The sequence below is a fragment of the Streptomyces sp. NPDC002793 genome, from assembly GCF_040295485.1.
In the GTDB taxonomy this organism is placed as follows: domain Bacteria; phylum Actinomycetota; class Actinomycetes; order Streptomycetales; family Streptomycetaceae; genus Streptomyces.
The window spans coordinates 26,063-41,863 of record NZ_JBEOVL010000046.1; the positions used below are offsets into that span (position 1 = coordinate 26,063).

Sequence of the window (15,801 nt, forward strand, 5' to 3'; positions counted from 1 at the left end):
CGGCCGGTCAGGAGTTGACGCCCGCTTCACAGTGTTCTTCGAGATCCCACGAGACGTGTCAGTTTTGATTCACCGTCAGAGGTCACGATTCACATGTCGCCGACAGGTGCGAGTGTCAGCCGCAACGCCGCGCGTGCGGCGGTGGGTGGCCCTACTCGATGACGCGGAAGTCTGGTGCTGCAGCCGGGCGCTGAGGAACTGCAGATCACCGACATGCCGGCTCCAGCGGTCTCGATACATGGTGGTGGTCGTCTCTTGGCTTCGAGGACCCCTGGGTGATCAGCTGCTGGCCGACCCGTCGCGTGCGGCCAGCGCGTCGGCCCCGTCTTGTACGAGGCCCATGACAGCCGGGACCTTCTTCGCGACTCCGGTCTGTTCCGCCACTCCATGGGCGGCCGTGCCCGTCCGCACTCCGGCGGTGCCGGCAGTGAGAACGGTGTTGGTCACTGCTGGAGCGAAATCGTCGGCCTGGGCAGTGGGGGCGCCGGCCAGCAGAAGGCATCCGGCCGCGGCGACGGTGAGGTTTCGGTATACGTTCATGGCCGGTACAACGCGCCGCCCTCCCACCGGACACGCCTTCGCCCCGGTGCTTACCCTTCGTCCGCCCCATTCACCTGCGGGGTGGCCGGTCCTGTGGTGGCGCCGCGGGCACCCCACGCTGCGGCGAGGACGACGACTGCGATACCCAGGTCGAGGACGTCCACTGCCAGGCCGCGTTTGCGGCCGGGCACCCCCCCTGGCGGGATCGTGGCCGGTCGTGCCGGCGGGGACCCTGGCGGATGACCTGGTCGGTGCCCGCCCCGAGGCCGAGTAGTACGGGATGGCCGACGTCTTCCAGGCATCCGATCAGCACTGCACCACCTCGTCGGAACTGCCCGGACGGTCCCGGGCGTAGTCAGCTGCAGCCGACTCGATCAGCCTCACAGCGTTTCCTCCATTTCGGGCAGGCACCGGGACCGGTGGGGTTGCGGCGCACCGGAGGGGTCAGGCAGAGCCCACATCAGGGCGCCGGGCCCGGTGCCGGAGGTGACGTGTTGCGGTCCGCCTGCCGCCGGGATCTCGACCCCGTATGTGCTGGGGCGGCCGGCACGGACCCAGCGGGTATGGACTTCCTCCAGTTCGGCCCACACATCTCGCGGTCCGTGGATGCGCACGGTGGTGCCGTCGGGGCCGGCCACGGCCCAGGAGTCGTCCTCAGGAGCGACGATCGTCATCGCTTCTGCCTGGAAGTCCCTTACCAGGCCAGGAGCGAGGTAGGCGGTGGCGATGCGGCATCCACCGAACTCAGCCCCCGCGCGATCGCCTTCCAGAACCTGACCCGGTCCTCACGCCAGGCAACGCTCGGCCGCCCTGGCGAGGGCATCTGCCCCGCGACTCCCGCACCGCCCGCTGCCGATTTCCCACACCCATCACAAACCCCCAGCTCACGAAGGTGTTGCGACGACCGATTGAATCCGCCGTCGCTTTTTCAGGATCTCGATCGTCTGCTGCTGCTGCTCGCGGTTCTCCTTGCGCAGCCGACGCAGTTCGGCGCTGGTCAGCTCGCCCGGGGCGCCCTCGCCCCGGGCGGCCTTGGCCCGGCGGTACCAGCCGCGCAGGGACTCGGAGCCGATGCCCAGCCCCCGGGCGACAGCGGTAGCCGTCTTGCCCGAGAAGTCGACGAGCGCGATCGCGTCCCGCTTGAACTCCTCGGTGTACCGCTTCGTGTATTTGCTTCCCACCTGGTGCTACTTCCTCTGGAACCTCAAGATCCCAGTCTCCAGGTGTCCACGATCAAGGGGAAGCTTCATGCCGGCGCCTCCACCTGGACAGTGGTCGTAGCCGGCCCGGCTCCCGTCTCGGATACCGTGTTCCCCTACGGGGTGCCATAACGGATGTGACGCCCCCCACCGGAGGTAGTCAGCGTATGAGTTCAAAGCGCAGCAAGAATCCAGCCCTGCCCGTACTTGACGACGCATTCCGACTCGCGTCGGTCAAAAACGCCGAAGAGTCCATCCGTGACTTGGCCGCGCGGCTGGCCACCACCGAGCTGCGCCGCGTTTCCCACCCGGGCCGGGTCACCTGGGAGCCCACCGATCAGGCCGATCCCGTACCGGTGCCGCCGACTGTGGTCGATGGTGACGGGGACCTGTGGCTGCGGGACCGGGGCACTGGCACCTGGACCATGCCCGAGTTCAACCCGAAGGAGTTCCCGGCCCGCTGTGGCGAGGTTCTGACGTGGAACCAGCTTGCCCGCGAGTTCGGCCCGCTGACCGCACTGGCCGACGACCGCCGCGTCGGCGGCGGACGGCGCTGACCGGGCAGCCTTCTGGGATGACCGCGCCCCTGAAGCGCCCGTTACGGGTAGCTGGGAGCTCCTGCTCAGCGCCGAGCTCGACGATGGCGGCCAGCAGGTGAGCGTGGAGGTCGGTCAGGATGTCTCCATGTTGCAGCCGGATACGTCATCGCTGTCCGTGGGCTCCGGGTGCAGCGGAGTCCGGTCTCCGGAGTGATGTTGAACACCGCGCATAGGCGCTGCGGGGTATCGAGGCCGCACCACTCAAAGAGCGTTTTGTCCTGGCAGGAGTGTTCGGGAACGCAGTGCTGCCGTGGATGATCGCGGGGTGTTGGTCCAGGTGGAAGCGGTGGGGTAGATCGCAGACGGGCGTGCGACGGTTCGGGTGCGCTCGGAGGCGGGCGCCGCTGCGGTGTTCTGGTGCGGTGACCCGACGGGAGTGGGGCGCGAGCATCATGTGGAGTGGACTGTCGACGAGGACGTGGCGTGGGGCGGCAACACTCGACCGGCCGTTTCGTTCTCACCCGGGGGGGATGAGGAGGAAGGCGGTCGGATCGTCTTTCGGGGCTGCTGGACCTGACGGGTGATGGCGAGGCCGTGCTGGGAGTAGATGGAACCCACGCATTCCGGGTATGGGCCCTGCAACGCCTCGCGCCGAACGCGCGGGGCTGACCATGATCACACCAGCTCGGGCCCAAGGCCACGCCTGGCCCTCACAGGCCGCCTGACAACGTACGGAGAGAAACTTGCCGGACCACAGCCCGGATTGCACACGGTGCGCGGAGGCGCGTTCTGAGCTGGAGAAGTTCAGGGACTTCGCCCTGGCCCAGAAGGAGCGGTTCGCTGATCAAAGCCTCCACCCGTACGTCGCGGGGAAAGTCTCTCTCCACCGCAGCAGCTGCTCCACGACGGAAGGCCTCGCGAAGCGGGGACGCCCGCTGTCGTGGGACGAGAAAACCGAGTCGGCGGCGGACCTGTTCGAACGAAAACTTCTGGGGTCAGCTCGCGCGAGATCCCTGTCCGTGTACCGGCCGACCTTCACCGTCATGACAGTCCAAACCGGGTGGGTTCGAGCCGGACCTCGGCTGGGGCTGCACCCCCGCACTCTGAACGCCCGGAGGCCCTCGCCGAGCGGCGATCGGTGAGGGCCTCCTGCTGTGCCATGGCGGGCCGGCGGGAGATGGTGTCAGTCCTCAGCCGTGTGGGGGAGGCCGTCGTCCAGGACGATGCGGATGGTCTGGCCTTCGCCGTCGACACCTGTGAGTTCGGCCGCGATCCGGTTGTAGGCGGTCATGGCCAGTGCCCAGTCCGCTTCCAGTGGGGTGGCGGAGTGGCGGGTCTCCCACAGCTTGATCAGCAGGGCGATGACGGAGCGGCCGGACAGGACGGTCTGGACGCGCCCTTCCTTGACGTCCTCGACCGAGGGCGGGGTACGGAAGTGGGCGTGGTCGACGGCCAGGGCGGTGAGCCACTCCCAGGTGTCGCGGTGGGCGATCAGGTCCGCGGAGGCCACCCCGGCGGCTTTCAGCAGCAGGACACCGTGGTTGACCCGTGGGTCCTGCCCCTCCTCGGCCGTCCGCGGGACGACGGAAGAGGGCGCGGCGGGAGTGCCCTTGCCCTGGTAGGCGGCCTCGATCGCCTGCTTGAGGGCGGCGTCCTGCGCTTCATCCTGGTGCTTGGGCTCGGGCTGCGCCTGACGGCCGTTGTCGTCCATGGTTCCCCCCTGGGAGTCGGTGTCGGATGAGGTGGGCGGCTGGTCCGCTGCGGAGGCGGCGGGACCGAAGCCGGGCTCAGTACTTAGCTCCGGGGCCGCAGGCTCCACAGGCGCCGGTGCGCTGGCATCGGGTTCGTCGGCCGGCCTCCGGAGCGCCGCGAGGGGGCGGAGGGTGTCGGTGAGTTCCAGCAGCTGCCGGAGCTCACTCCGGGTGTCGTTGAGGTCGCTGATCATCCGGTCCTGGCGGCGACGAACCTCGCGGTTCTCCTCGCGCAGTCCGGTGACGCCTGTCTGGACGGCCTCCAGAATCTTCAGACGGCTCTGGGTGACCTCACCATGCAGGGCTGTCAGGCCGACCGTCGAGTCCTCAAGACGGTCAACCGGTGCGAGCTGGCCCCGCATCGCCTCCAGTTCCTTCATCGCGGCACTGAACGCGTCTTTCCACTTCACGTAACCCCCTGGTTACTCAGAGATGCAGCCGGCCGTATCTCCTCATAAGCACTCCATGTGACGCGCCGATTTCTGGCCATCCGCTGGCCTGGACCACACCTCCGCTCCCGAACGGACGATGTACGCAATTTGCGCGCCGAACGTACGCGTGTCGTACGTTTACGGCGTAAGGTGCTGGTTCAGGAGGTAATCCATGTCCGAGTTGTTCGACGCAGTCGACGCCTTGCTCGCGTCCCGCGCCACGCTGCCGCCCCCTGCGGAGCGCAAGCGGCTGCGTGCCGCGCACGGCCTGACGATCGACGAAGTGGCCTCCGCGCTGCGGGTGCGCCGGGCGACAGTGTCCGGCTGGGAGGCCGGCAAGACCGAGCCCCGCCCGCCGGAGCGCGACGCCTACGCCCGGCTGCTGGACAAGCTCGCGGAGCTCTACCCCGCCGACCCTGCCGCGCCCGTCCAGGACGCTGCGGTGTCGGCCACATTCACCGCAGCGCCCGATCCGTCGGAAGCGCGGTCTCTGCCCACAGGTCCGGCGTCCGAGGCTGCGGACATGACGGAAACCCAGAACACCCGGACCAGCACCGCTCCTGCTCCTGCCACCGAGGCTCCGGCGGCCGCGCCGCGTCCGGCGCGCACCACCAGGCCGACGTCGATGTCGCGCCGCCTCGGCGCGAGCAAGACAGCCCCGGCCGGAACCGCGGCGGGCGAGGTGGACCCGCGGTTCGAGAACGGCCCGCTGGCCGTTGTCGACGTCGAGGCCGGGAAGGTGGTGGCGTACTGCGTAGGCGGCCTGGTCCTGGACGTGCCTGCCAAGTCCCTGCCCTCCCTGGTCGACTGGACCCTGACGGAGGCCAAGCTCGGGCAGCAGAAGCTCTCCGGCCCGGGACGGCCCGCCGACCCGCTGCTCGTGCTCACCGCGGCCACCCTGGAGCGCTATGGCCTGCCCGTCGCCTTCACGGAGGAGGAGAAGAACGCCGGGCGGATCCCGGAGGGCCACAAGGTCGTCAAGCAGCTGACCCGCGCCGACTGGAAGCTGACCAAGAGGGGCTTCGGGCCGTGGGCGCGGATCTACCGTCCGGCCAAGGGCTCGGACCGCCAGTGCGTGCAGCTGTGCATCCCGTCATGGAACGCGCTGGACCCTCGGTTCTGGGGCGCCGCCGCCCAGCTTCCGCCGGCGGAGCTCGCCCGCGTCCTGGGCGTGTACGCATCTCGGGTGATGACGCCGCGCGGTTCCACCGCTGTCACCGGCCTGGAGCTGATGACTGCGCTGCACCCGCCGACCCACGCCGTACGGGACGAGGAGACCGGCGTTCTGCGGCAGGCCGACGAGAAGTCGCCCGGGTCGCTGGGCACGGACCCGGTGGACTGCGCGCCGTGCGAGGCACCGGACGGACACCCGCTGCTCAAGGACCTGCCGCGCTTCCATGTGCGGCGACCGGCGGAGAAGTTGTTCGAAGAGGCGTACGACTGGGCGCGGCCGATGACCGATGACGAGTGCACCCTGCGCCATCTGGTCGGGCTGGACGTGAACATGGCCTTCGCCGCCGGTGCGAACGGGCTGACCGTCGGTCTGGGGGAGCCGACGCGCGTCAAGGATCCGGTGTTCGACCCGAAGCTGCCCGGCTCGTGGCTGGTCGACCTGTCCCACGTCGACCTGTCCCGTGTGAAGGTCGGCAAGGAGCGGGTGAGGCTGGACGGCAGCCTGCTGCCCTCCCCGTTCACGCCGAAGGGTGACCGGCCGGAAGGCCTGGCCTGGTATGCGACGCCCACCGTCGCCTATGCCCAGGAGCTCGGCTACGACGTGACGCCGACCGAGGCGTGGGTCCGGTACGACAACGGCCGCTACCTGGACGGCTGGTACCAGCGGCTGCGTGACGCCTACCTCGCCACGATGGCCGATCTCGGGGTCGACGCCGACCTGTCGCCGGAGGACTTCCTCACGGCGATGGACGGCTGCAAGGAGCGCGACCCGGAGCTGGGAATCGTCGTCTCGGCGATCAAGGCGACGGTCAAGGGCGGCCTGGGCAAGCTGCGCGAGCGGCCCCGGGGCGAGGGCTGGCGGCCGGGCGAGCGGTGGCGGGCCCTGGAGCGCCCGACGTGGCGCCCCGACATCCGGGCCGCGGTCATCTCCCGCACCCGGATCAACCTCCATCGTAAGATTGTCAAGCACGCGGCGTTCACCGGTCAGTACCCGATCGCGATCCTGTCCGACTGCGTCGTCTACGCCGCCGACGGGCCCTCGCCGCTTGACTTCCTGCCCTACCGGGAGGGCAAGCCGCTGCCCGGCGGCTTCAAGCTCGGCATCAACCCCGGCCTGGTCAAGCACGAAGGCACCCAGTCCGTTTTGTGGGGCGAGGAAGTCCGCGAGCGGTTCAATGCCCCGGAGCTCAACCTTGCCCGGTCCATCAAGGACGGCACCGTCACCGACGTCGACAACGGAGAGTAGGAGAAGGCCACGATGAGCCTGATCGGGGACGGCTTGGAGAAGGCGGTGCAGAAGGCGTTCACCCGCCCGGCACCCAAGAACGCGGGCCCGCAGATGCGGTACCTGATCAAGCAGCTCGGCGGCACCAAGGCTGTCGCCCAGATGCTGCGGGTCTCCCAGCGCACCGTCGAGCGGTACGTGAAGGGCCAGATCAAGAAGCCCCGCCCCGACCTCGCCGCACGCATGGAGCACGAGGTGAAGAAGAGGTGGCAGCCGCAGATCCGGGCCAAAGCCAAGGCGAAAGCGGCCACCACCGGCGGCATCATCATCGACACCCGCGCCCGCATGGGCTACACCGCCCCGATCGGATCGACGGACCAGGACCGCATCCGGCACCTGACCGTCGCCCTGCCCCCGGTCTACGCCGCCCGTCTCTTCGAGGCCCAGGAGCAGGGCGCCGGCGACGCCCAGCTCCAGGAGATCGCGGCTGAAGCGCTCAAGGAGATCTACTTCCAGGACGGCGGCCGCCGCGCAGGCTCCCTGGACGAGGTCCGATTCACCGACATCGAGCACCTCGAGTTCGACCTGTAGATCGCCCCGCAGCACGGGCCCGAACCGCCTTATGGGTGAGCCGAAGCGCGATAGTTGTTACATGGGCAGACTTGCTGTCACCGGCAGGGCCGTAGGTGCGCGCGGGTGAGACTTCAGCGACGACGACTTCGCCGCACTACAGGGCGTGAACGACCGGCCTGCGGGCCTGAGATGTACCCCTGCCGTGTGGAACCGGGCACCCGAGGCCGCACGTCCCCCCGTACATGCTGATCGTCCTGGGGATATTCTTCGCCGTCGCGCCCGCCGTTGTCTGGACGACGATCGCCCGCACCCGCCCTGTCGGCTTCGTGATCGGCGGCACACTGCTCGCCGGAGCCGGTCTGCTGATCAGTGTCCAGCAGGGCTGGATCCACGCCCCCGGGCCCGACGCACATCTCGTGTTCACGGCCCTGGCGCCTCTGCTCATCGCCTGCGGTGCGGGATTGGAAGGACGGCACGAGAACTCCCCTCCCCCAGAATGGATTCCCCGCCGCAACGGAGCGATCGGCTTCCTGGGGATGCAGTTCGCCCTCACCCTCGTGGCCGGGCTCCTGTATGCGCTGATAATCGGCGAAGGATCGGACGCTCCGCCGTCCAAGGCCCTCCCCTCATTGCCGCCAGGCATCCGCATGGTCAACGAAGGCACCAGCTGCGGTTCCGGCGGCTGCTGGCGCGCTGCGACGGTCGCCAGCGGGAACGGTCTGTCCCGCCCGGAGATCATCCGCGAACTGGGCCTCCAGCAAGAGAGCTGCCGCTCCAGCGGCTGGCTGCTCGACTGGCGTGACGTGTGCGTCGGAGCCAGGGACAACGGCGAGAGCGTCACCATCTACGCCAGCTGGGGATACTGAGTGAGCGTCTGGTTCTCCGATGTCTGTTTCATTTGGTCCAGGTGTCGCGCCAGTTGGGGGTGGTCTCGTGGGTGAGGCGGCGGGTCATGAGGTTGATGGCGGCGCGTTGCTCTCACAGCTCCACCAGGACCGCGCCCACGTGGCGGCCTTCGACCAGTTCGCGCAGGGCCAAGGGGGCGTTGTCGAGGCCGTGCAGCCGGGAGTGAGGGAAGGTCAGCGTGCCGTCGCGCAGCCCGGCGCCGAACTGGTGGTACCACTCGGGGATCAGGTCGAGGTGGTCCGCATGCAGGACGGTACCGCGCAAGGTGATGCCCCGTGTCAGCAGAGAGAAGGTGTCGATGGCCGTCGTCGGGGAGCGAGAGGCCGTGAGCTGGGTGCCCAGCGCCCCGACGATGGCGATGCGGGCGCCTTGGTTGGCGACGGCGATGGACGCTTGTAGTTGCTCGCCGCCGACGTTGTCGATCACCGCGTCGACGCCCTCCGGAGCCGCGGCGCGGAGTTGCTCCTCGATTGATCCCTCGCCGCGGAGGATCACGGCGCCGTAACCGAGTTCCTCGCGCAGGATGTCCGCCTTGCGCTGCGAGCCGGCGCTGCCGACGACCCGCCGGGCCCCGCGGAGCCGGGCGGCCTGCCCTGCGAGGGACCCCACACCGCCCGCGGCGCCGCTGACGAAGACCGTGTCCCCCGGGCGTACCTCGGCTCCGCGGGTGACGCCCATCCAGGCGGTGGGGCCCTGGGACAGGTAGGCGGCCGGGTCGGGCAGCAGGCCGGGGTCGACGCGCTTCGCGGTGGAGGCGTCCCGAAGGGCGAACTCGCGCCAGCCCAGATCGTGCTGTACGAGGTCGCCGGGGGAGAAACGGGTGCCGGGGGCGGATACGACCTCGCCGATCGCGGGGCCGTACAGCGGCTCACCGAGCGTGAAGGGGCGCATCGGCACGTCGGTCGTCTCGTCCATGAGCGTCCGCATCACGGCGGTCACGCTCATCACCCTGGTGCGTACGAGGAGCTGGCCGGCCTCGGGGGAGGGGGTCGGGACCTTGACGATCTCGAAGAGGTCGTCCGTGAGCGGCGCCCCCGGCGCGGGGCGGGCCGCCAGTCGGATCTCGCGGTGGGGGCCGAGGCCGTGGCGGGCGCGAGGGGCGTGGCGGCGGCCGGACGGTGCGGTGGTCATGGCGGGGCTCCTGGAGAAGTGGGCTCGTACGCCTTCCACACTCCGTCCACCGATGGATCACGTCCAACGAATGATTTTGCTCGCAGCCATCACCTTGAGAGATGGTGGGGAAATGGAACTGCGCCAGTTGGAGTGCTTTGTCGCTGTAGCTGAGGAGTCGAGCTTCACGCGCGCCGCCGCCCGGCTGCACGTCGTGCAGTCGGCTGTGTCGGCGACGATCGCAGCCCTGGAAGGGGAGCTGCACACCAGACTGCTGGAGCGCACGTCCAGGCGGGTCAGCCTCTCGGACGCGGGACGCGTGTTGCTGCCGAAGGCCCGGGCTGCCCTCGACGCCGCCCGGGACGCGCGTGACGCCGTCGACGCCGTCAACGGTGGCGTCCGCGGCACCCTGCGCGTCGGGACGCTGAGTTCTCTCGGGATGATCGACCTGCCGGCACTGCTGGGCCGCTTCCACCGTGAGCACCCCGCTGTCTCCGTGTGCCTGGCCACCGCAGCGTCAGGCGGCGGCTCACCCGGGCTCCTCGAGGCGCTCACCGAGGGCAGGCTCGACCTCGCATTCGTCTCGATCCCTGGCTCGCCGCCGCCCGGCGCGCAGTGGAGAGACCTCACCACCACGCGGTTGGACCTCGTCGTTCCTGCGGGGCACCGGCTTGCCCTCCAGAGCCGGGTGGCGCTCGGGGATCTGGCCGGTGAGGCATTCGTCGACTTCCCCTCCGGTTATGGCAACCGCGCCGTAACGGATCGCGCGTTCGCCGCGGCCGGACTTCAGCGCCATGTCGCCATCGAGATCACCGCCATCGGGGCCGGTGCCGACTTCGTCCGCCACGGCCTGGGCGTCGCTCTGCTGCCCCGGGGCAGTACCGAGCCCGACGCCGACCTCGTCTCGCTGCCCATCACCGGCGCGGACCTCAACTGGCCGATATCCCTGGCCACGCCCGGCAACCGCACCCTCAGTGCGGCGGCCCGCGCCTTCGAGCGCTTGGTCGACCAGCATCTCCGGTGACGCGGCTCCCGCGTACGGGGGAGCCGAGCCGTCCGCGCGTGCAAGGGCTTCCGCCATCGCGTGTTCGCTGCCACATGCTCCCCGTTGCCGCCGTCTCTCGGCACCGGCTCTCCGCCGACGTCTGTGGTTACGGCAGCGAGAACATACATCAACTGACGAACGGTCCTCTCATATAGAACGCCGAGGTGACGCTCCGCGACGGCTCCCCAAGATCTGTGCCAGGACCCAGTAGCGACGTCACTTGTCGACGAGTTCGGAAGGCGCTCAGAACCACTGTCAGGTGATGTTGATGAGCTCGGGAAGCACTGGGGTTCTTGCCGGAGCCGCGTTGGGGTGCTAGGGCGTGCCAGACGCCGCCAGGCAGGCGGGACTTCCGAAACACGCCCTAGTGAACGGTCCTGGTCATGCCGTAGATGTGCGGCAGTTCAGAGGTCTTCGACTGCTGCACGACCTAGGCTGACGTCATGTCACCGTCAGGCTGGAGACGCCTCACCGAAGCGCTCGGAGTGCGTCACCGACTGGTCATCGTGGGCGGTCACATGGTGGGGTCGTAGAGGGGGCCGAGTGAGGGACATTGCGGTGCAGGTGCATAGCAACCTCGCCGGCCGGTTGGGATGGCGGTCGCGCTGTCTGATCCACAGAGCCCGCCGCCGAGGCCAGACCGGGCTGTTGTGGCAGGTGGACCTGCGTGATCCGCCCCGCAGCATGCCACTCAAGTGGTGCCTGGTGTCGGTCACCGTAAGGGGGCGCCAGCTCTGCAGCGTCGATCGGACCAGCATCAGAAAGGTCCGCTTCATCCCCTTGCCCCCAGGCCGGCATCCAGTGCACCTCAAGGTCACGCGGCATCGCAAACGCCGCTCCACAGAGGCCCAGCAGAACCTTGTACTCGATTTCGTATGTGCGCTGGCGATCGGGCTTATTCAGCTTCTTCCTGCCATGAATTCTCCAGGAATATAAAACCGCAGGTCTAGTGACTTTGCTTGACGAGTTATTTCCCTGACCGTATCGCCGGGATCTCGCTGAGTGCGCGCTGCGTGTAGCCGTCGGAAGCTGATGTAGCCGCCCTTTTCGTTCCGACCGAGGAGGCCTTCCTGGAAAAATCGGCAAAAGGAGTCGGTCGGCGCAGCGGTGGTCGGAGGTGCTTCTTCGTCCGGGCTGATGGAGGTCAGCAGTCCCTGGTGATCCGCGGTGCAGGTCAGGGCCTGAGCGGTCAGGATGTCGGCGCGCGGACCGGTCGCCTCACCGTGGACCACGGCGTACATGCTCGCGATGAGATCGAACTTCCTCTGTTCCCTGTCGACGTTCATCCGCGCGGTGGCGGGTTACGCCCGACCGTCGACGAGTTCAGGCTTGTCCTGGTACACCGGCACGGCCGGACCGTTTGACTGGTGAGGCAGACAGGCGTGCCCGGAATCGGGAAATCGGTCGCCGCCCCGACCGCGCCACTGGTCCTGGACCGACGAGATCAGCGCATCCCTGGCCCGGCTCGACCTGCTGCCCCCCAGATGACCAGCAGCTTCCGGCCCTTGGGAGCACCAGTGTCACAGGCCGGGAGGACGCCAGACGGTCCACCGACTCCGTCGGTGGACCGTCGCGAAGGATCGAGGTTAAAGAAGAGTGAACTTAGGTCGATGATTGTTTCGCCAATATCCTAGTTACTCGATTATGTGCGCTGTCATGAGCACTCGCGGGCATTTTTCGGCAAAGTGTCAAATATCGGGCAGGGTGAAAGCTGGCTTGGTGCATGCGTGCAACTGGCATGAATCCCGGGTGGCATGTGTTGTTGCTGTGCCGGAGTTGGGAAGGTGTCTCTGGTCAAAATCACTTGATCGAAGTACGGTTTTGGTGCCGGTGGGCGGAACTGTGCTGCGGAGGGCACGACGTGCGCACCTGCGCTCATCTGAGCGCTTTGATTGGATTCGATGCGGTGGAGGGGACGATGCTCGCCGTCGCCGCGTTCATGCTGGGCCAGTGGTACATCTCATAGAGAATCTCGGGAGCGCTCATGACTGTCGACGACTCGTCCATTCCCGCTGACGTGCTGACCGGCGCCGAAGCGGAAGCCGCTGTGGCGGGGTTCTCGGCTCCGAAACCGGCTGAGCAGATGCACGAACTGGACTTCCTGCTCGGTGACTTCCGGTGTGAGTACGTCAACCTGTCCAGCGAACCACCGACCTCGGGCACGGCGTCCTGGAACACCCGGCCCGTCGCCAACGGCCAGTACTACGAGATGACCCAGTGGATCCCGGTGCCGGGCATCCGCGCGCGATGGCTCTTCGGGTGGAACAGTGTGGCGGAGACGTTCTTCTCCCACTACACCGACGACTGGGGCAACCACGGCACCACGACCTGCCAGGGATGGCAGGACGGGGCGCTCCGGTGCACCGGCGAGTACGTCGCGTTCGGTCAGCCGTTCGTGTTCAAGGAGGAACTGACTCCCGTCACCCCGGACCACTACCGCAAACGCGGCTTCGTCCAGCAGGGTGACGACTGGGTGCAGGTCGACCTGATCGACTGCTTCCGCGACTCGGCGGCCGCCGACACCGAGCGGTGAGCATGGCACAGGAGTTTCGAGAACCGGACCGGTCCGAGTACGGCAAAGAACTCGTCGAGCGCGACGGTCAGCTCGCCGACCTCCACGGGCTGTTGCGCTCGGCGAAGGGGGGCTACAGCCAGACTGTCCTGGTCCGAGGGCCCGTCGCCACCGGCAAGACGGCGCTCATCCGGGAGTTCGCCCGCCACTGCACCGCGGCCGGAACCGATGTCCTGACCGCTAACGGGTCGCTGGCCGAGCAGTGGTCTCCGCACGCCCTTGTCCGGCAGCTTGCCGACGGCCTGGACAGTTCGGACGAGGTCGATCGGGAGCTGTCGGCGACCCTGCGGATCGGGGAGCTCCTCCACCGGGCACTGGTCGAGCGTCTCGGTTCCGGCCCGCTGGTGGTCTGCGTGGACGATTTACACTTCGCGGACGAAGCATCCCTGCAGAACCTGCTGTACGTGCAGCGCCGGCTCTTCGCTTCACCGATCCTGTTCCTGTTCGGTGTGGCCGACCACCTCCAGACGCGGCTGACCGAGTTCGCCGCCGAGCTGACCCGGCGTGCCCGCATCCATTCCGTGGACGTCGGCGCGCTGACGCGAACGGGAGCCGAGGCGGTGGCCCGGCAATTCACTGGAGCCGACCGGCTGACCGGTCGGCTGGACGCGTTGCACGCGGCGTCGGGGGGAAACCCGCTGCTGCTCAAGGGGCTCCTCAGGGACGCGGTGGTGACCGGTGGACTGCCCCCGGGCGACGGCCGAGGCTTGCGGGACGCAGTTTCCGCCTGCCTGTACCGCGGCGGCACCGGCCTGCGTGATGTCGCCCAGGCGCTGGCGCTGTTACGGGACCGGGCGGATCGCGACCTGGTCCCGCAGCTGGTCCTCGCATCTGCGGATGACGTGGGCCGGTCGATGGCAGCGCTCGCCGCGGCAGGGGTGCTCGATCCGGATGGTGACTACCGCAGTGCGGCTGCCCGGGCCGCGGTGCTGGAGACCATGGAGCCGGCGGTCGTCGCCGCCCTGCGCGGCCGGATCGCCGAACTGTTCTACGAGAGGGGCGCGGCAGGCGAGCGCGTCGCGCACCACCTCGTGGCCACCGCGGCACCCCCGGCGCCATGGGCGGTCGAGGTGCTCATCGAGGCGGCTGAGGAAGCCTTAATGGGCGGGGAGCTCGGTCAGGCCGCGACGTACATGGAGTTCGCCTCGCGCGCCGAGGCCGACGAGCGCACGCAGGCCCGCATCCTCGGTCTGCTCGTGCGAGTCAAGTGGCACACCAACCCGCGGGCCGCGGCCAGCTGCCTCACACCTCTGCACGAGGCCCTTTTGGCCGGCCACCTGAGTGACCAGGACGCCGGCTGGCTCGCCGTGCACCTCCTGTGGCACGGCAGGGCCAACGAAGCCGTCGCCGTCGTCGAGTGGATGGAGTCCGCCCGAGCCGGTCGCCCGCCCGCCACCCAGGGCGCGCTCAACGCCGTCCGTCACTGGATGCAGTACTTGCATCCCCGGCACGGCACCGCGCTCACCACCGACGCGGCCGAGCGCGGGAAGCCCCGCGACCCCGACGCGACCGGGGACATCCGTCTGCACGCCGTCACCGCACTGGTGTCGGTGCTCACTGATGGCGTGGGTGTCGACTGCTCGAGCGCCGAGTTGGTGCTGCAAAGCGCGGAGATGGGCAGCCACGCGGACGAGTCGGTCTTGGCCGCGCTGCTCGCCCTGGTCTACGCCGACCAGCTCGACCGGGCGGAGCTCTCGTGCGAAAGCCTGCTCGACCACGCGCGTCGCCGCAACCTGACAACGCTGTCGGCAATCGTTCTCGGGGTGTCCGCGGACGTCGCGCTGCGCCAGGGCAGGCTGAAGATGGCCAAAGACCGCGCGAGCGAAGCGCTGGCGCTGATCTCCGATCGTGGTTGGGGCGTGGTGATCGCGTACCCGCAGAGCACTTTGATCGCCGCGACCAGCGGGCTCGGCCGGTACGCCGAGGCCGCCGAGCACCTGCGCCGTCCGCTGCCCACCGGAACGTTCGACACCGCCTTCGGCCTCAACTACCTGTACGCCCGGGGGATGTACGCCCTGCGGACCGAACGGTACTTCGCGGCGTTGGAGGACTTCCAGCGGTGCGGGCGGCTCATGGGGGAATGGGGTCTGGACCGTGCGGTGATCGCGCCGTGGCGGCTCGGCGCGGGCATGGTGTATACCGCTCTGAGCCGCACCGACGAGGCGAAGGCGTTGTTCGACGAGCAGAGCCGCCACCGTCGGAGGGAGCCGGGAGCCGTCCGCGGCGTCTCGTTGCGGCTGCGCGCGCGGCTGTCCGAACCGGACGCGCGCAACAGCATGCTGCGAGAATCGGTCGCTCTGCTGCGAAAGTCCGACCACGCCCTCGAACTCGCCCTGTCACTGGCGGAGCTGAGTAACGAGCGGTACGCCCGGGGAGACGCCAAACAAGCACAGCAGGGGGCCCAGGAAGCCATGGAGATCGCCGACGACTGCGGGGCCACCGGGGACGTGCGCCGGATCCTGGGCGAGGGCTACAGGTTCGACCTGGTCGGCCTGCTCGGCGACGAGTACCTCCCGGTGCGACAGAAGCTTAGCTACGCCGAAGGGCGCGTGGCGGCGCTGGCCGCTTCGGGCATGACCAACCGTCAGATCGGCATGCGCCTGCACCTGTCGACCAGCACGGTCGAACAGCACCTCACCCGGGTCTACCGCAAGCTTGAGGTCACCCGCCGGGCGGATCTGGCCCGGCTGCTGTGGCCGGCACGGACCAAGACCGCCTGACTCTTCCCGGGGGGATT

General features: G+C 68.7%; 13 protein-coding genes and 1 pseudogene. 7 read left to right on the forward strand and 7 right to left on the reverse strand.

Annotated features, from left to right (window positions below):
• Nucleotides 1–279 precede the first annotated feature (279 nt).
• The 4 genes and pseudogenes from ABT001_RS30400 to ABT001_RS30415 all read right to left on the reverse strand — a co-directional run bounded on the left by ABT001_RS30400 (nucleotide 280) and on the right by ABT001_RS30415 (nucleotide 1,721).
• Nucleotides 280–540: a hypothetical protein gene (locus ABT001_RS30400; RefSeq protein ID WP_351284120.1), complete on the reverse strand. Its 261-nt coding sequence runs from the start codon at nucleotides 538–540 to the stop codon at nucleotides 280–282.
• Nucleotides 541–920: 380 nt separating this feature from the next.
• Nucleotides 921–1,214 carry a hypothetical protein gene (locus tag ABT001_RS30405; protein WP_351284123.1) on the reverse strand — a complete coding sequence of 98 codons (294 nt, stop codon included), beginning with the start codon at nucleotides 1,212–1,214 and terminating at the stop codon, nucleotides 921–923.
• Between the two features lie 50 nt (nucleotides 1,215–1,264).
• Nucleotides 1,265–1,410, reverse strand: a pseudogene (locus tag ABT001_RS30410) (IS30 family transposase); the annotation flags it as partial.
• A 14-nt stretch (nucleotides 1,411–1,424) separates the two neighbouring features.
• Nucleotides 1,425–1,721 carry a transposase gene (locus tag ABT001_RS30415; RefSeq protein WP_351284126.1) on the reverse strand — a complete coding sequence of 99 codons (297 nt, stop codon included), beginning with the start codon at nucleotides 1,719–1,721 and terminating at the stop codon, nucleotides 1,425–1,427.
• A 185-nt stretch (nucleotides 1,722–1,906) separates the two neighbouring features.
• Between ABT001_RS30415 and ABT001_RS30420 the strand changes: the two genes are divergently transcribed.
• On the forward strand, nucleotides 1,907–2,296 hold the full coding sequence (locus ABT001_RS30420) for a hypothetical protein (protein ID WP_351284129.1): 390 nt from the start codon (nucleotides 1,907–1,909) through the stop codon (nucleotides 2,294–2,296).
• Nucleotides 2,297–3,461: 1,165 nt separating this feature from the next.
• Here ABT001_RS30420 and ABT001_RS30425 read toward each other — a convergent pair.
• Nucleotides 3,462–4,439 carry a hypothetical protein gene (locus tag ABT001_RS30425; protein ID WP_351284132.1) on the reverse strand — a complete coding sequence of 326 codons (978 nt, stop codon included), beginning with the start codon at nucleotides 4,437–4,439 and terminating at the stop codon, nucleotides 3,462–3,464.
• A gap of 193 nt (nucleotides 4,440–4,632) precedes the next feature.
• Between ABT001_RS30425 and tap the strand changes: the two genes are divergently transcribed.
• From tap to ABT001_RS30440, 3 genes are all read left to right on the forward strand, one after another.
• The gene (gene tap, locus ABT001_RS30430; protein ID WP_351284135.1) at nucleotides 4,633–6,879 is read left to right on the forward strand and encodes a telomere-associated protein Tap; all 2,247 of its coding nucleotides are present in this window, start codon (nucleotides 4,633–4,635) and stop codon (nucleotides 6,877–6,879) included.
• Between the two features lie 12 nt (nucleotides 6,880–6,891).
• Nucleotides 6,892–7,449 (forward strand): telomere-protecting terminal protein Tpg, encoded by a 558-nt coding sequence (gene tpg / locus ABT001_RS30435; protein WP_351284138.1) that lies wholly within the window; start codon nucleotides 6,892–6,894, stop codon nucleotides 7,447–7,449.
• Nucleotides 7,450–7,673: 224 nt separating this feature from the next.
• Complete coding sequence (locus tag ABT001_RS30440) at nucleotides 7,674–8,297, forward strand: hypothetical protein (protein ID WP_351284140.1); 624 nt, start codon at nucleotides 7,674–7,676, stop codon at nucleotides 8,295–8,297.
• A gap of 112 nt (nucleotides 8,298–8,409) precedes the next feature.
• Here ABT001_RS30440 and ABT001_RS30445 read toward each other — a convergent pair whose 3' ends face one another.
• Entirely contained in the window at nucleotides 8,410–9,468 is a 1,059-nt protein-coding gene (locus ABT001_RS30445; protein WP_351284142.1) for a zinc-binding dehydrogenase, read from the reverse strand.
• A gap of 112 nt (nucleotides 9,469–9,580) precedes the next feature.
• On the opposite strand from ABT001_RS30445, the gene ABT001_RS30450 reads away from it, so the two are divergent.
• Nucleotides 9,581–10,471 (forward strand): LysR family transcriptional regulator, encoded by an 891-nt coding sequence (locus ABT001_RS30450; protein ID WP_351284145.1) that lies wholly within the window; start codon nucleotides 9,581–9,583, stop codon nucleotides 10,469–10,471.
• Nucleotides 10,472–11,391: 920 nt separating this feature from the next.
• Here ABT001_RS30450 and ABT001_RS30455 read toward each other — a convergent pair.
• Nucleotides 11,392–11,778 carry a hypothetical protein gene (locus ABT001_RS30455; RefSeq protein ID WP_351284147.1) on the reverse strand — a complete coding sequence of 129 codons (387 nt, stop codon included), beginning with the start codon at nucleotides 11,776–11,778 and terminating at the stop codon, nucleotides 11,392–11,394.
• Between the two features lie 698 nt (nucleotides 11,779–12,476).
• On the opposite strand from ABT001_RS30455, the gene ABT001_RS30460 reads away from it, so the two are divergent.
• Nucleotides 12,477–13,025, forward strand: coding sequence for an NlmOI (locus ABT001_RS30460; protein ID WP_351284150.1), 549 nt, complete (start codon nucleotides 12,477–12,479; stop codon nucleotides 13,023–13,025).
• Between the two features lie 2 nt (nucleotides 13,026–13,027).
• The gene (locus tag ABT001_RS30465) at nucleotides 13,028–15,784 is read left to right on the forward strand and encodes an AAA family ATPase (RefSeq protein ID WP_351284153.1); all 2,757 of its coding nucleotides are present in this window, start codon (nucleotides 13,028–13,030) and stop codon (nucleotides 15,782–15,784) included.
• Nucleotides 15,785–15,801 lie beyond the last annotated feature (17 nt).

Coding starts and splice junctions, on each gene's coding strand:
- ABT001_RS30465 (WP_351284153.1), top strand. CDS start 13,028: ATGGCACAGGAGTTTCGAGAACCGGACCGGTCCGAGTACGGCAAAGAA.
- ABT001_RS30460 (WP_351284150.1), top strand. CDS start 12,477: ATGACTGTCGACGACTCGTCCATTCCCGCTGACGTGCTGACCGGCGCC.
- ABT001_RS30450 (WP_351284145.1), top strand. CDS start 9,581: ATGGAACTGCGCCAGTTGGAGTGCTTTGTCGCTGTAGCTGAGGAGTCG.
- tpg (WP_351284138.1), top strand. CDS start 6,892: ATGAGCCTGATCGGGGACGGCTTGGAGAAGGCGGTGCAGAAGGCGTTC.
- ABT001_RS30400 (WP_351284120.1), bottom strand. CDS start 540: ATGAACGTATACCGAAACCTCACCGTCGCCGCGGCCGGATGCCTTCTG.
- ABT001_RS30440 (WP_351284140.1), top strand. CDS start 7,674: ATGCTGATCGTCCTGGGGATATTCTTCGCCGTCGCGCCCGCCGTTGTC.
- ABT001_RS30405 (WP_351284123.1), bottom strand. CDS start 1,214: ATGACGATCGTCGCTCCTGAGGACGACTCCTGGGCCGTGGCCGGCCCC.
- tap (WP_351284135.1), top strand. CDS start 4,633: ATGTCCGAGTTGTTCGACGCAGTCGACGCCTTGCTCGCGTCCCGCGCC.
- ABT001_RS30420 (WP_351284129.1), top strand. CDS start 1,907: ATGAGTTCAAAGCGCAGCAAGAATCCAGCCCTGCCCGTACTTGACGAC.
- ABT001_RS30445 (WP_351284142.1), bottom strand. CDS start 9,468: ATGACCACCGCACCGTCCGGCCGCCGCCACGCCCCTCGCGCCCGCCAC.
- ABT001_RS30455 (WP_351284147.1), bottom strand. CDS start 11,778: ATGAACGTCGACAGGGAACAGAGGAAGTTCGATCTCATCGCGAGCATG.